Origin of the sequence: Aquimarina agarilytica ZC1 (assembly GCF_000255455.1) — a bacterium.
In the GTDB taxonomy this organism is placed as follows: domain Bacteria; phylum Bacteroidota; class Bacteroidia; order Flavobacteriales; family Flavobacteriaceae; genus Aquimarina; species Aquimarina agarilytica.
Genome location: NZ_JH621253.1, coordinates 1 through 15,366, shown reverse-complemented (window position 1 = coordinate 15,366; position 15,366 = coordinate 1). Strand labels below are relative to the sequence as shown.

The window sequence follows — 15,366 nt, the reverse complement described above, 5'->3', positions numbered from 1 at the left end:
TTTTTTTCTGAAACTATTATTTCAAATTATAGTCCTGCAATTACTTTGATTTCACTAATTGTTTTTTCTGCTAATTCATCAGCCGCTTGTTGTGATTTTGCTTCTGTATAAATTCTAATAATAGGTTCTGTATTACTTTTTCTTAGGTGGAACCAATTTTCGGCAAAGTCTACTTTAACACCATCCGTTGTAGTCACGTCTTCGTTCTCATATTTTTTAGCCATAGCGGCTAAAATTCCATCAACATCTAAACTTGGTGTTAAGGTAATTTTATTTTTACTCATAAAATATGCTGGATACGAAGCCCTAAGCTCGCTTACTTTCATTTTCTTTTCCGCTAAATGAGTCAAAAATAAGGCTACTCCTACCAGTGAATCTCGTCCGTAATGAGATTCTGGATAGATAATTCCACCATTACCTTCACCGCCTATAATTGCGTTTTCTGCTTTCATGGTAGTCACCACATTTACCTCACCTACATTAGCTGCAGTATATTTCCCTCCGTGCTTTTCTGTTACATCACGTAAAGCCCTACTCGATGATAAGTTTGATACGGTATTCCCTGGTGTTTTACCTAAAACAAAATCGGCACAAGCTACCAAAGTATATTCTTCACCAAACATTTCTCCATCTTCGCTCATAAAGGCTAAGCGATCTACATCGGGATCCACAGTTATTCCTAAATCTGCTTTTTCGCTTACTACTTTTGCCGCTAAATCTCCTAAATGTTCTTTTAAAGGTTCTGGATTATGAGGAAAATGACCTGTTGGGTCACAATAAAGCTCGACTACTTCTACTCCCATTCTTTTTAATAATGGTGGAATAGAAATTCCTCCAGTAGAATTCACTGCATCCACAACTACTTTAAATTTTGCTTGTTTTACCTTTTCAATATCAACTAATGAAAGTTTTAAAACCGAGTCAATATGCTTTTCTATATAACTATCGTTAATTGAAATAGCACCTAAATCATCTACCTCACTAAAAATATAACTATCCGAAGCTGCAATTTTTAAAATTTCTGCTCCATTAGCAGCATTTAAAAATTCTCCTTTATTATTTAATAATTTTAAAGCATTCCATTGCTTAGGATTATGACTTGCTGTAAGGATAATTCCTCCATCTGCTTTTTCCAAAGGCACTGCTATTTCAACAGTGGGTGTTGTGGATAAGCCTAAGTCAACAACTTCAATTCCTAAACCGACCAAACTATTCATTACTAATTGCTGAATCATGTTTCCAGATAAACGAGCATCACGACCTACCACTACTTTAGGAGCTGTTTTTCCAGAAGCTGTTTTAATCCATGTCCCATAAGCAGATGCAAATTTTACGGCATCAACAGGCGTTAAATTATCATTTACTGCCCCCCCTATAGTTCCACGTATTCCAGAAATTGATTTTATTAATGTCATTTGTAATTATATTTAAATTAGGTTTTGAACAAATATAATAGTTCTTAACACTAAGTAGGAAAGTCATTACATAAAAAAATCGAAAGAAAAAACACACAAAAAACACCTAATTAAATTTCAGTAGATTACATAAAAAATAAGACTCCTATTTATCCATCATTAGCGTATCTTATTTTTTAGGTTTATCTTTCATCTCAATGAATTATTTAGCTCACATTTATCTTTCATATAATAACCCCCAAGTACAAATTGGAAATTTTATAGCGGATTCCGTTAAAGGAAACAAGTATCTGAACTACTCCGATGAAATAAAAAAAGGAATTATCATTCACCGTTCCATTGATACATTCACTGACCAACATTTGATAACCAAGCAATGCAAAAAAGTATTTTCTAGTTATGGTCATTATGCTGGAGTGATTACTGATATTATTTTTGACCATTTTTTAGCTAAAAATTGGGCTAATTATCACTCAAGCCCACTCGAAAAATATACCCTTGATTTTTACAGATTACTTCAAAAAAATTACGATACCTTACCTAAACGTGTTCAGTTTTTTTTACCTGTAATGATTGCAGAAAACTGGATATACAACTATCGCACGGTAGGGGGAATTAGTGATATTCTTTATCAAATGAATAGACGTACCAAAAATATTTCGAAAATGAACTATGCGGTTATTGAACTTAATGAGAATTATAACTATCTGGAAAATCAATTTACACAATTTTTCAAGGAATTAGAAGCTTACGTTGTTTCGGAAACTCAAGTTTCTTCGTTGTAGTGTGCTTTCAATACTCATAACGAAGGTTAAATATACAATTCGGGTTTAATATTCCAAGCCTGCTTTTAGAGACTCTTAAAAATTCCGAAATACACCTCTTCCATTAATTATAAAATGATTTAACATTATTTTTTGTTTAGTATTTTACATAAAACATTAAACAAATGTATATTTACAAAAAAATGTATATGACAATTCCCCAATTTAATGAACGTCAACTAGATCGAATTATAGAAATGGCTTGGGAAGACAGAACTCCTTTTGAAGCCATTGAATTTCAATTTGGTATTCCTGAAAAGGAAGTGATCAAATTGATGCGTTCAAACTTAAAGGAAAGTAGCTTTAAACGCTGGCGAAAAAGAGTAAATAGCGGTGTGAGCCAAAAGCATGCTAAAAAAAGAAATCCAGATATAAAACGTTTCAAATGCTCTAGACAACGTGCCATTTCTGGTAATCGTATAAGTAAACGTTAAGCGTTTTTTTATTACCCATATCATATAACGCAGCTATTTTTATAGTGTGCATTTAAACTTCTCACAAAAGTGAATATTACAAATAATCTGATATATGCATTATACCAAACAAGATATTGATCAAATGGATAAAACCACTAAAATAATTACCATGAATAGTGCCTCGGGTATTAAACCGGGCAATTTAATTGGTAGTATTTCAAAAAGTGGAATAACCAACTTAGCTATTTTTAGCTCGGTGGTACATTTAGGCAGTGATCCGGCTTTGTTTGGTTTTATTTTACGCCCTACTGGAGAAGTACCCCGTCATACTTATGAAAATATTCTGGAAACAGGTTATTATACTATAAATCATATTCATTCTTCGTTTGTTAAAAACGCACATTACACCTCGGCCAAGTTAGATAAAACAGATTCTGAATTTAACAATTGCGGATTAACCGAAGCTTATGTTACTGATTATCCCGCCCCTTTTGTAGCCGAAAGTAATTTTAAACTAGGAATGAAGCATAAAGAAACTATTGAAATTCCTTTAAACGGAACCAAATTAGTAATTGGTGAAGTAGAACATTTGATAGTACCTGATGACATGGATCCATCCGTAAATTTAGATGCTATGGATTCCATTGGTATATCGGGACTTAATAATTATTACAAGCTGCATAAAATTGCAGAATTCCCATATGTGAGAACTAAGGATATCCCCGATTTTAGTAAAATTAAATCACTATGAAAAAACAACATTTGCCCACAAAAGTATGTGTCGTTTGTAACAAAGCATTTACATGGAGAAAAAAATGGGCAAAGGAATGGGAAAATGTAAAATATTGTAGTGAAAAATGTAGAAGAAATAAATAGCAGCAATGAGTACAGGTTTAATTTGGTTTAGGAATGATTTGAGAATTAATGACCAACAATCATTAGCCTTATCAACACAAAAACACCATAAAGTAATTGGTGTGTACTGTTTTGATCCTAGGCAATTTTCAACTTCGGTTTTTGGGTTTAAAAAAACAGAAAAGTTTAGAACTCAATTTTTAATTGAAACTGTAACTCAACTAAAATTGAATTTAGCCAAATACAATATCCCTTTATTTGTTTACAGCGCCACTCCCGAAACGATGCTTCCAGAAATTGTTACTACACATAACTGTACCCATATTTATTGCCAAAAAGAGTGGACAGCCGAAGAATTACAGGTAACTACTGCCGTAAAAAAAGCCTTAATTCCCAAGCTAATTGCTTGGGTGGAAAGCTACGATCAATTTTTGTTTCATCCCGATAGTATCCCTTTTAGTGTTGAAAAAACACCTCAAATTTTTACTCATTTTAGGAAAAGTATTGAAAAACAAACTCTTGTTTTACCTATTGCTAAAATTAGTTCGAGCTTTAAACAACAACCGATTGAGAACAACTCAACTATTCCTAAATTAACTGATTTAGGTTTTGATAACTTTGAAACCCCTAGTCATTCTGCCTTTCCTTTTAAAGGTGGCGAAAACGCTGCCCTTGATCGATTACACAACTATATTTGGGTCTCCAAAAAAATATCATATTACAAAAAAACACGAAATGGTTTACTCGGCAGTGATTACAGTTCAAAATTTTCGGCATGGTTAGCTAACGGTAGTATTTCTGCCAAAACCATTTATTTTGAAATAAAAAAATACGAGAAAGAAGTCCAAAAAAATGACTCTACCTATTGGTTAATTTTTGAACTTATTTGGCGTGATTACTTTAAATATATATCACTTAAACATCAAAATGCTATTTTTAAAATAGGGGGAATTTTAAATAAAGAATATGCTTGGTCTACCGATTTAAAACCAGTAAATGAATGGATTAACGGAACTACAGGTAAAACATTTGTTGATGCTAATATGCTTGAATTACAGCACACAGGATGGATGAGTAACCGCGGTAGACAAAATGTAGCCTCCTATTTTGCAAAGGATTTACTATTGGATTGGCGAATTGGTGCTGCTTATTTTGAAGCGCAACTTATTGACTACGATGTACACAGCAATTATGGCAATTGGATGTATGTAGCAGGCGTAGGTAATGATCCAAGAGATCGCAAATTTAATGTGGATTTACAAGCAAAACGCTACGATCCCAATTATAAATTCCAACGCTTATGGCTACAACCAACATTATTTTAAAAATATGAAATTACGACTTTTACTTGGTGATCAACTTAACTATAATCATTCATGGTTTACAACTGTTGATGCTAATGTTATTTATTTTATGGCAGAAATGCGTCAGGAAACTGATTATGTGACTCATCACATTCAAAAAATAGTGGCTTTTTTTAAAAGCATGCGTAATTTTAGTGAGCACCTACAAAAACAAGGCCATCATGTAATTTATTATTCTCTTGACCATCCCAAAAATAAGCAATCACTCACCGATAATTTAGCACAACTTATTAAAGAAAATCAAGTCAAACACTTTGAATATCAACTCCCCGATGAATATCGATTAGACCAACAATTACAAAAATTTTGTAATAGCATAAAAATATCCAGTAGTGTTTGTGATACGGAACATTTTTTAACGAATCGCACTGATCTTGCTCACTTTTTTGAAGGTAAAAAACAATACACTATGGAGTTTTTTTACCGCTACATGCGGAAACGATTTCATATAATGATGGTTAACGACAAAGATCCCGAAGGTGGTAAATGGAATTTTGATCATAACAATCGTAACAAATGGAAAGGAGCACATTTAATTCCTATCAAAAAAGACTTTTTTACTAATGTTACTCCTATTGAAAACCTAGTAAAAGAAAACAATATAAAAACTATTGGAAGCGTTGATTCCAAAAATTTCACATGGCCAACCAACAGAAAAGAGTGTCTTGAAACCTTGGACTATTTTTGTAAAAATTTATTAATTCATTTTGGTGATTATCAAGATGCCATGCATACCAATGAGTACTATCTGTTTCATAGTAATCTTTCATTTGCTCTAAATACAAAGCAATTGCATCCAAAAGAAGTGGTCGATAAAGCGATCCATTACTGGAGAAAAAATAAAGACATCATAACAATAAGTCAAATTGAAGGTTTTGTACGTCAAATTATTGGATGGCGCGAATACATGCGTGGGATTTATTGGCTTAAAATGCCCAATTATGCTCAACTTAATGAATTAGCAAACCATAATCCATTACCCGATTTTTATTGGACCGGTACTACTAAAATGAATTGTTTAAAACATTGTATTACCCAAAGTTTAAAAACAGGTTACGCTCATCACATTCAACGTTTAATGATTACTGGTAATTATGCATTACTGACTCAAACTCATCCTGATCAAGTTGATCAATGGTATTTGGGTATTTATAATGATGCTATTGAATGGGTCGAAATTACTAATACCAGAGGTATGAGTCAATTTGCCGATGGTGGTGTTGTTGCCACCAAGCCTTACATTTCTAGCGGAAGCTACATTAATAAAATGAGCAACTATTGCAAAGGTTGTCATTATAAAGTATCTCAAAAAACAACTGAAAATGCCTGTCCTTTTAATTCTTTATACTGGAATTTTTTAGATGAAAAACGCTTATTTTTAAATAAAAACCAGCGAATGAGTATGATGTATCGCTTACTTGATAAAATGGATAGTGAGACCTTAGTTGCACATAAAAAAAGAGCTCAACATATAATAGCCAATCCAAATGACTACTAAACCAACTATAAATATCGTATGGTTTAAACGCGATTTACGCTTACTAGATCATGAACCTTTACATAAAGCTATCACCAATGGTTTACCCACCTTATTGTTATATACTTTTGAACCTTCTTTATTAAATGACCCGCATTATAGTGAACGCCATTGGAATTTTATTAAAGAATCCATTAGTGATATGAATAGTGAATTGAATGAATTTAACACACAACTATTGGCTATAACCAATGAGTTCATTCCTACCTTGAGTAAACTACAACAATTTTGGACTATTAAACACCTATACTCTCATCAAGAAACCGGACTAAGAGTAACCTATGAAAGGGATAAGTCTGTAAAACGTTTTTGCAAAAACAACCTAATACGTTGGGAAGAAAGTATTACAAACGGTGTTGAAAGAGGTTTGCAAAATAGAAACAACTGGAGTGATAAATGGACTGCATACATGCTGCAGCCCAAATATGATTTTGACCCAAGTCCTTCAAACTTTATTTCGAAAAAAACACTTACAACTATTTCAACTTACTTTAAAATCCCTTGTTTAAAAACACCCGAAAAAAGCCTTTTTCAAAAAGGTGGCACTAACATGGGTATAAAATACCTACATTCATTTTTTAATGATGGTCGATACAAAAATTACAATTCTCATATTTCGAAACCTACATTGGCTAGAAAAAGTTGTAGCCGTTTGTCTCCTTATTTAGCATGGGGAAACTTATCCATACGCCAAGTTTGGCAGCATGCTAAAGTTTTTAGAATTGAAGCTAGCAACAAACGTTGCATTGATGGTTTTACGTCACGTTTACGCTGGCAAGCACATTTTATTCAAAAATTTGAAATGGAAGATCGGATGGAGTTTGAAAGTATTAATAGAGGTTATCATAAACTTAAAAAAAACATTTCTGAACTTTACCATCAAGCTTGGGTTTCTGGAACCACTGGTTATCCCATTGTAGATGCTTGTATACGTTGTTTAAATACCACAGGATATTTAAATTTTAGAATGCGTGCGCTTGTTGTTTCTTTTTATACACATAATTTATGGCAACCTTGGCAAGGAGCTACCACACATTTATCACAACAATTTTTAGATTTTGAGCCTGGTATTCATTTCCCTCAACTTCAAATGCAAGCTGGTGAAACTGGGATTAATATGCTTCGGATTTATAATCCTATTAAAAATAGTAAAGCACATGATCCTGATGGTGTTTTTATAAAAAAATGGGTTCCAGAGTTAAAAGATATCCCTGTCCAATATATACATGAACCTTATTTAATACCTCCATTGGAGCAGCAATTTTTAAATTTTGAAATAGGTACCGATTATCCACTTCCAATAATAGAATTACATAAAACAAGACAAAAAGCTAGCGATACTTTATGGGAATTAAAGGATGACCCCACTGTAAAATCAGAAAGTTTTCGGATTTTGAACAAGCACACGTTATCAGATCGCAATAACTTTGACTGATTTTAACCTGTGTATTATACGATATACTAACAAAAATTTCGTATATATGCTGTTTCTTTTTCACTATTCTGGCGTTAAAAAAAGCAATCGTAACTAAGGCTATGCTTGATTTTTTTGCCTTAGACTAACAAAAAATAATTCAGCATATTTATACGAAATTATTATCAACAAATCGTATTATGTAGTACTACCCGTAAAAAAGCCCTATCAATTCTAAAATTGATAAGGCTTAAAAAAAACTCTACTTACTACTATACAATTAATTTAAATACACTCTCTACTTATTGTTTTAGAATAATAAACTCGCTACGTCTATTTAATTGGTGTTGTTCTTCGGTACACTCTACTCCATCTGCACAAGCATTGGTTAACACGGCTTCACCATAACCTCTACCAGTTAATCGCTTAGAATTAATACCTTTATCTACTAAATACTTAATTGTACTTTTATTACGCCTTGTACTTAAACGCATATTATAATCAAAAGGTGCTCGACTATCTGTGTGACTTCTTACATCAATATACATATTTGGATATTCTTTCATTACAGATAATACCTTTTGCAATTCAATTTCAGCATCGGCTCTTATGAATGATTTATCAAAATCAAAGTATATGGGGTTCAATTGTAACAGTTTCGCTAAATCATCTCCTACTTTAGCTTTGATTATTCCTAACTCTGGCTCACCTTTACGTAACTGAATTGGTTGATTATGTTTAAATTCAAATGCAGTTGTAGAGGCAAAATCAACTTCTGTAAATTCGTAGTCATCACTTACTGCTCTTATCACATATTTTCTATCACATTCAATTGGCAATGTATATTTAGCATCAGAATCTGCTGTTGTACTTGTAATTTTTTCCATGTTAGCATTAAACAATGTCACTTTTGCATTTGGCAGTAACGCTCTAGTTTCTGCATCTGTAACAATTCCGCTCAAATACTGATTACAACTTGTAATTAACTCTCCAGTTTGTACAAAACTATATATATCATCGTCCCCCATTCCTCCATAACGATTACTGGTAAAAAAACCTATTTTAGTTTCTTCATCAATAATAAATGTAAAATCATCATCAGAACTATTTATAGGTTTCCCAACATTAAATGGATCTAAAAATTTGCGTCTAACTTCATTTGGTTCAGATACAAATACATCTAAACCTCCTAAACCAACATGACCATCACTGGCAAAAAATAATTTCCCACTTTTAGATATAAAAGGAAAAGTCTCTCTCCCTTCGGTATTTATTTTATCTCCTAAATTCTTTGGCTCGCTATAAGTATCCTTACCTGTTATATCTACTACAAAAAGATCCGACATTCCTTTGGTTCCAGGCATATCACTAGCAAAATATAGTTTTTTCTCATCTACCGATAAGGCTGGATGTGCTACTGAATATTCATCACTATTAAAAGGAAGTTCTTTTATATCTGTCCACTTATTTTTTTTAAATGAAGCCTTATACAATTTTAACTTTGTTGTACCACTAGCATCCGCTTTACGTTGTTTATTAGTGTAATTATTACGAGTGAAATACATTGTACTTCCATCTTTGGTAACTACTGTTGATGATTCGTGTAATTTTGTATTTATTCCCCCTTTAAGCTCTTCTAAACCTTCTACCGCTATGGATTCTTTACCTTCTCTAAAAGTTCTAAATAAATCTAAGAAAGGAGCTTCATTCCATTCATGTACTATTCGTGAACCTCCCGAAGCTCTGGAAGAAGCAAAAATAATCTGATCATCCTGATAAAAACTTGGTCCAAAATCCGATCCAGCTGAATTTATTGGTAAGTTTACGATATCAAACTTTCCAGATTGTAATTCAATCAAATCTAAATAATTACGCTCTTTTTTAAAAAGTTTCACTCTACTTTCAGACCTACCAGTAGCTTGATCAAAATCTACCATTATTTTGTCGGCCCTATCATAGTTTCTTAAATTTTTTAAAGTTTGACTATAACGGAATAAATACTCTGGATCTAAGGATTCTTTGTACTCATTATATAATTTTTCATACCAAACAGATGCATCTGCCAATTGAGCATTAAAATAATAAGAATCTCCTATTTTTTGATAAATATCTTGAGACTTATACCCATTATTTACCACATCAATATATATTTTTCTTGCATCAATATAAGATAATTGATCATACTCTTTATCTGCCTTTAACAGTTGTTTTTCTTGACCAACTAAGCTTGCACTAAACAATAAACTTAGAATAAGAATACCTTTATATATGTATATTTTTTTCATAAGACAGTTAATTTTAAAAGAATCTTGGGGTAATTATACGAGAATACTTTTTAAATAATTCAAACCTTAGTAAAAGCTCATAACTTCCGTCATTAAACTTTGTATTTCCTAGTTCTGTGGTTTCTCTATCATATGCAAAACCGACCATTAAACTATCGGATAACTGAAAGCCTACCAAACCACTAAAGGCTGCACTCCAACGATAAGCAGCTCCTAAAGTAAGCTTTTCGTATAATAAGAAATTTGCTGAAATATCTACTTGCAAGGGTGTTCCAAATACTAATTTTGTTAATAAAGCGGGTTTAAATAAAACATTCTCAGAAATCGTAAAAGTATATCCCGTCATCAAGTAATAGTTGATACGTTCCTCTGCTAAAAAACTAGCATTATTTGACACATTAACGTTAGTTTCATCAAAATGATTTGTTTCTAAAAGATTAGGAACACTTAGACCTAAGTAATATTTTGGAGTATGGTAATATAATCCTATACCAACATTTGGACTAAACTTATTATCAATGTTGGTTTCAAATCGAGTATCATTTTCAGTAAATTTATTTAATTTATTAAAATCTACATTTAATAAGTGTGCCCCTGCTTTTAAACCAAAACTTAACTTTCCATCCTGAGAAGTGGGTATGGTATATGAAAAATCAATATTCATATAAGTTTCTTCCGCTGGACCTAATTCATCTTGAATTACCGATCCACCTAAACCAACACGTCCTAATCCAATTGGTGAATGTAATGCTAATGTTTGTGTCCTTGGAGCACCAGGTAATCCCACCCATTGACTTCTGTGTAGCCCAACCACACTAAGCACACCTCTTGAACCTGCATAAGCTGGATTAATTGAAATCGTATTATACATATACTGAGTGTATTGTGCATCTTGCTGAGCGAACAGGCTAGTACCCGTGCATATCAACAAAATTAGGATCACTGCTTTTAAATAATATTTTTTCATATCTAAAATATTTAGTTTTTCAGGGCTCATGACAGAGCCCTGACTTTAAACTCACTTTTAATTGATATATAAGTAACCTGCTCTACTTACTGATTTTCCTGTACTTTCTAGAGTATAATTTAATATATAATAGTAAGTACCTGTTGGTAATCTATCTTCTTCACTTATGGTAGTTCTACCGTTAGAGAAGCCTCTAAATACATTTCCTTTAGTATTATAATCTTGGGTTTCAAAAACTTTAACACCCCATCTATTATAAATGGTAATATCATTAGATGATGCTTTATCTAAACCGGTGATTATTAACGTATCATTTTCACCATCACCATTAGGTGAAACCGCGTTGAATACTCCAATACCATCAGCATTATCATTACTAACTCCATTAGGTTCTAAGTAATCTGGGATACCATTTGCATCTGCATCTGAAGCATCATTAGGATTACCATCTCCATTTGGATCAGGATTTTCATCAATAGTAAGTATCTCGTCGCCATCATCATCGTCATCTAAAAAGTTTGGAATACCATCGCCATCTGTATCATCGCCCAAAGAATCTCCGTCATCATCTACATCTTCAAATTCAGTCAATATTCCATCATTGTCATCATCTACATCAAGATAATTAGGAATGGTATCATCATCTGTATCACCTTCAGGTAATTCTAATAAAGTCTCAACACCATCACCATCATCATCCACATCTAAATAATCTGGCAAGCCATCACCATCAGTATTTTGTGATGCAGGTACGTTACCGGCTGGATCAGGGTTTTCGTCTGTTGTTAATACCCCGTCTCCATCATCATCCGTATCTAAGAAATCTGGAATACCATCTCCATCTGTATCATCATCCGAAGGATCTCCTCCATTATAATTCTCACTAGAAGTCAACACTCCATCACCATCATCATCTACATCACGGAAGTTAACATCTTCGGTACCATCTGTATCTAGAGTACTTCTTGCTCCTAAATTAAATGATTCATTTACATCTGAATAACCATCATCCAATACTGCTCCTTCATAATCATCTAGTAATCCATCCATATCATCATCACCACCGTTCATATCCGCTAACATTAACCCTGCATCAATAGTATCAACTACTCCATCATCATCTGAATCCGTGTCTAAGTAATCTGGTTGACCTGTATTATCCGCATCACTTGTATCAACAGGTGTTAAGCCTGCTGACGCACTTGGATCAGTTGATGTAATATCAGCATCATAAGCATCATTTAATCCGTCCATATCTACATCATTTGCTCCTGGTAAAATGTAATCTGCAGTAGTTTGTGCTTCTATGTTATCTGGTAATCCATCATTATCTGCATCCATATCTTGGAAATCAGGAATTCCATCACTATCGGTATCAAATTGATCTACAACTCCATCTCCATTCGCATCAGAACCAAAATCAGTATCAATAAAATCTGGGATACCATCACCATCAGTATCTCTTTCTGGAGAGAACCCTAATTCTACTTCATCTATAATACCATCATTATCATCATCAATATCTGCACTATCTGGAATACCATCGTTATCTCTGTCATCAATATCAAGATAATCAGGAACCATGTCATTATCACCATCTACTGGAGGTATTCCCGTATTTGGATCACCATTTCCATCTGGATCTGGATTTTCATCTACAGTAGGTATACCGTCATTATCATCATCAGCTTCTAAATAATCTGGTGTACCATCACCATCAGTGTCTCTTGGTGGAGTTCCTGTATTTGGATTACTATCATTATCTGGATTTGATTCTTCAAATACAGTAAACAATCCATCATCATCATCATCGTTGTCTAAGTAATCTGGTATACCATCCATATCTGTATCTTGAGATGCTGGTACATTACCTGCTGGATCTGGATTTTCAAACTCTGTATCTACCCCATCATTATCATCATCCACATCTAAATAATCTGGAATGGTATCCGTTGGATAATCTGGGTTATTAGTTGGTGTTGTGCCATCTGTATTTTGAGCGTCACTAATATCTCCGTCATTATTAGGATCAGGATTCTCATTTTCAGTTAACACACCATCATTATCATCATCCACATCTAAATAATCTGGAATACCATCTGCATCAGTATCTTGATCTGTAGGGTCCGTATTTGTTGGATCGTAGTTTTCAAGAACTGTAGCTACTCCATCATTATCATCATCTGTATCTCGATAATCAACCTCGTCGGTAGTATCTGAATTTGGTGTATCAACCGATCCATTATCTAACTCATCGTTAACATCAAAACCATCATTAGGATCATCACCTTCATATACATCTAACAACCCATCGCCATCAGTATCTGTCATTGATGTTGTCGGCACATTTCCTGATTCAACTACATCCAATACTCCGTCACCATCCGCATCTGTATTTAAGTAATCTGGAATACCATCGGTAGTATCTCCACTATCTACTGGAGTTCCTAAAGGAGTGGCATCATATACATCATCAACACCATTCATATCTACATCAAGTCCACTTGGTGCCACATAGCCAACTGTTGGTTGCACTTCTACATTATCTGGAATACCATCATTATCACTGTCAATATCTTGGAAATTAGGAATACCATCATTATCCACATCAAATGCATCCTCAACCTCTCCATCATCATTGCCTATTACAGGATCATTGTCGTCGTCGTCTAGATAAGCTGGTATACCATCTCCGTCTACATCTGCAAACTCATCCAAACCTGGAGTTTCATTTACATCTAAAATACCATCATTATCATCATCTAAATCTGCACTATCAGGAATCCCATCACCGTCATTATCATCTACATCTCTATAATCTGGTGTACCATCTCCATCAGTATCAACAGCGTCATCTGGGGTACCGTCACCATTGTTATCTGGCTGTTCAGTTGCTGTTGGAAGACCATCGTTATCATCATCATCATCTCGATAATCAGGAATACCATCCATATCAGTGTCTTCTGCTTGAGGATTACTAGGATCACCAGGGTTTACTGGTCCATTTGGTCCGTAAGCTTCTGTACTTGTCAATAATCCATCACCATCATCGTCTACATCACGGAAGTTTACATCTTCAGTCCCATCTGTATCATCTGTTCCTATTGCTCCTGTATCTAAACCTTCATTAACATCTGTATACCCGTCATTAATTGTTCCATTTTCATAATCATCTAATATACCATCCATATCCTGATCACCAGCATCATTTGCTGTAGTCAAACCAGCATCATCGGTATCGTTCACATTATCATTATCCGAATCCGTATCTAAATAATCTGGAATACCGTCTGGAATACTAGTACCCGCTTGATCAACTTCACTATCCACTGGAGTTAATCCTGCTGATGAAGTTGGATCAGTTGAAGTTGTATCCATATCATAAGCATCATTTAATCCATCCATATCTGCATCCACATTTCCTGCAAGAGGTGCTATATAACCTATTGTTGGCTGAGCTTCTACATTATCTGGAATACCATCATTATCCGAATCCAAATCTTGGAAATCTGGAATACCATCTCCATCTGCGTCAAATATATCTACTATTCCATCTGCATTCGCATCTGGTCCTAGATCTGTATCTTGATAATTTAGAATCGTGTCATTATCATCATCAGCCACAGGACTTAATGTTGTCCCTACTGGTACTTCATTTTGATCTAAAATACCATCATTATCATCATCTATATCTACATTATCTTGAATACCGTCCCCATCATTATCATTCATATCTAAGTAATCAGGAATACCATTTCCATCTTGATCTGAAGGATCAATTGTATTAGGGTCACCATCAACATCGGTCATTTCTGCTATGGTGTCCACTCCGTCATTATCATCATCAGTATCTCTATAATCTACTTCATCAGTACCATCCGTATTTTCTGTTTCTTCACTTCCATCATTTAATCCATCATTAACATCAAAACCATCATTTGGAGTACCATCCTCAAAAGCATCATCTAATCCATCTCCATCTTGATCATTTCCTGATAATACAATATCTGGTTGACCATCTTTATTCATATCAAATGCTTCTATGGTATCAGGAACTCCATCGCCATCACTATCCTCCTCTTGGAAATCTGGAACACCATCCGTATTTGTATCCTCAGGATTATTTAATGGTGTACTACCTGCAAAATCAGGATCGTATGCATTGTCAATACCATCTCCATCATCGTCATTATTTGTAGGTTCAACATATCCTACTGTTGGTTGCGCTTCTACATTGTCTGGAATTCCATCATCATCACTATCGATATCCAAGAAGTCTGGTTGACCTG

Annotated in this window: 11 protein-coding genes; 7 read left to right on the top strand and 4 right to left on the bottom strand. The window is 34.0% G+C overall.

The genetic code is table 11. The features are described from left to right. Positions 1–26: 26 nt before the first annotated feature. On the bottom strand, positions 27–1,415 hold the full coding sequence (gene glmM / locus KQA_RS0205985) for a phosphoglucosamine mutase (RefSeq protein ID WP_010179092.1): 1,389 nt from the start codon (positions 1,413–1,415) through the stop codon (positions 27–29). Positions 1,416–1,612: 197 nt separating this feature from the next. Between glmM and KQA_RS0205980 the strand changes: the two genes are divergently transcribed. The 7 genes from KQA_RS0205980 to KQA_RS0205950 all read left to right on the top strand — a co-directional run bounded on the left by KQA_RS0205980 (position 1,613) and on the right by KQA_RS0205950 (position 7,846). Further along, entirely contained in the window at positions 1,613–2,200 is a 588-nt protein-coding gene (locus KQA_RS0205980; RefSeq protein WP_010179090.1) for an acyl carrier protein phosphodiesterase, read from the top strand. A 188-nt stretch (positions 2,201–2,388) separates the two neighbouring features. Beyond that, complete coding sequence (locus KQA_RS0205975) at positions 2,389–2,673, top strand: TIGR03643 family protein (protein ID WP_010179088.1); 285 nt, start codon at positions 2,389–2,391, stop codon at positions 2,671–2,673. Positions 2,674–2,767: 94 nt separating this feature from the next. Beyond that, positions 2,768–3,406 carry a flavin reductase family protein gene (locus tag KQA_RS0205970; protein ID WP_010179086.1) on the top strand — a complete coding sequence of 213 codons (639 nt, stop codon included), beginning with the start codon at positions 2,768–2,770 and terminating at the stop codon, positions 3,404–3,406. Next, positions 3,403–3,531, top strand: coding sequence for a DUF2256 domain-containing protein (locus KQA_RS19855; RefSeq protein WP_010179084.1), 129 nt, complete (start codon positions 3,403–3,405; stop codon positions 3,529–3,531). Before KQA_RS0205970 ends, KQA_RS19855 begins: the two co-directional genes overlap by 4 nt. 5 nt (positions 3,532–3,536) lie before the next feature. Continuing rightward, the gene (locus KQA_RS0205960; protein WP_010179082.1) at positions 3,537–4,835 is read left to right on the top strand and encodes a DASH family cryptochrome; all 1,299 of its coding nucleotides are present in this window, start codon (positions 3,537–3,539) and stop codon (positions 4,833–4,835) included. Positions 4,836–4,839: 4 nt separating this feature from the next. Then, the gene (locus tag KQA_RS0205955) at positions 4,840–6,372 is read left to right on the top strand and encodes a cryptochrome/photolyase family protein (protein ID WP_010179080.1); all 1,533 of its coding nucleotides are present in this window, start codon (positions 4,840–4,842) and stop codon (positions 6,370–6,372) included. Next, the gene (locus KQA_RS0205950) at positions 6,362–7,846 is read left to right on the top strand and encodes a cryptochrome/deoxyribodipyrimidine photo-lyase family protein (protein ID WP_010179078.1); all 1,485 of its coding nucleotides are present in this window, start codon (positions 6,362–6,364) and stop codon (positions 7,844–7,846) included. Before KQA_RS0205955 ends, KQA_RS0205950 begins: the two co-directional genes overlap by 11 nt. A gap of 281 nt (positions 7,847–8,127) precedes the next feature. On the opposite strand, the gene KQA_RS0205945 is transcribed toward KQA_RS0205950, so the two are convergent. The 3 genes from KQA_RS0205945 to KQA_RS0205935 form a co-directional block, all read right to left on the bottom strand. Next, on the bottom strand, positions 8,128–10,110 hold the full coding sequence (locus tag KQA_RS0205945) for an OmpA family protein (protein WP_010179076.1): 1,983 nt from the start codon (positions 10,108–10,110) through the stop codon (positions 8,128–8,130). 13 nt (positions 10,111–10,123) lie between these two features. Continuing rightward, complete coding sequence (locus KQA_RS0205940) at positions 10,124–11,077, bottom strand: PorP/SprF family type IX secretion system membrane protein (protein WP_029209478.1); 954 nt, start codon at positions 11,075–11,077, stop codon at positions 10,124–10,126. 57 nt (positions 11,078–11,134) lie between these two features. Beyond that, on the bottom strand, positions 11,135–15,366 hold a 4,232-nt coding region (locus tag KQA_RS0205935; protein ID WP_010179071.1), incomplete at its 5' end, for a T9SS type B sorting domain-containing protein.

Excerpts from the sequence above, each read along its gene's own strand:
- glmM (WP_010179092.1), bottom strand. The coding sequence starts at position 1,415 with ATGACATTAATAAAATCAATTTCTGGAATACGTGGAACTATAGGGGGG.
- KQA_RS0205980 (WP_010179090.1), top strand. The coding sequence starts at position 1,613 with ATGAATTATTTAGCTCACATTTATCTTTCATATAATAACCCCCAAGTA.
- KQA_RS0205975 (WP_010179088.1), top strand. The coding sequence starts at position 2,389 with ATGACAATTCCCCAATTTAATGAACGTCAACTAGATCGAATTATAGAA.
- KQA_RS0205970 (WP_010179086.1), top strand. The coding sequence starts at position 2,768 with ATGCATTATACCAAACAAGATATTGATCAAATGGATAAAACCACTAAA.
- KQA_RS19855 (WP_010179084.1), top strand. The coding sequence starts at position 3,403 with ATGAAAAAACAACATTTGCCCACAAAAGTATGTGTCGTTTGTAACAAA.
- KQA_RS0205960 (WP_010179082.1), top strand. The coding sequence starts at position 3,537 with ATGAGTACAGGTTTAATTTGGTTTAGGAATGATTTGAGAATTAATGAC.
- KQA_RS0205955 (WP_010179080.1), top strand. The coding sequence starts at position 4,840 with ATGAAATTACGACTTTTACTTGGTGATCAACTTAACTATAATCATTCA.
- KQA_RS0205950 (WP_010179078.1), top strand. The coding sequence starts at position 6,362 with ATGACTACTAAACCAACTATAAATATCGTATGGTTTAAACGCGATTTA.
- KQA_RS0205945 (WP_010179076.1), bottom strand. The coding sequence starts at position 10,110 with ATGAAAAAAATATACATATATAAAGGTATTCTTATTCTAAGTTTATTG.
- KQA_RS0205940 (WP_029209478.1), bottom strand. The coding sequence starts at position 11,077 with ATGAAAAAATATTATTTAAAAGCAGTGATCCTAATTTTGTTGATATGC.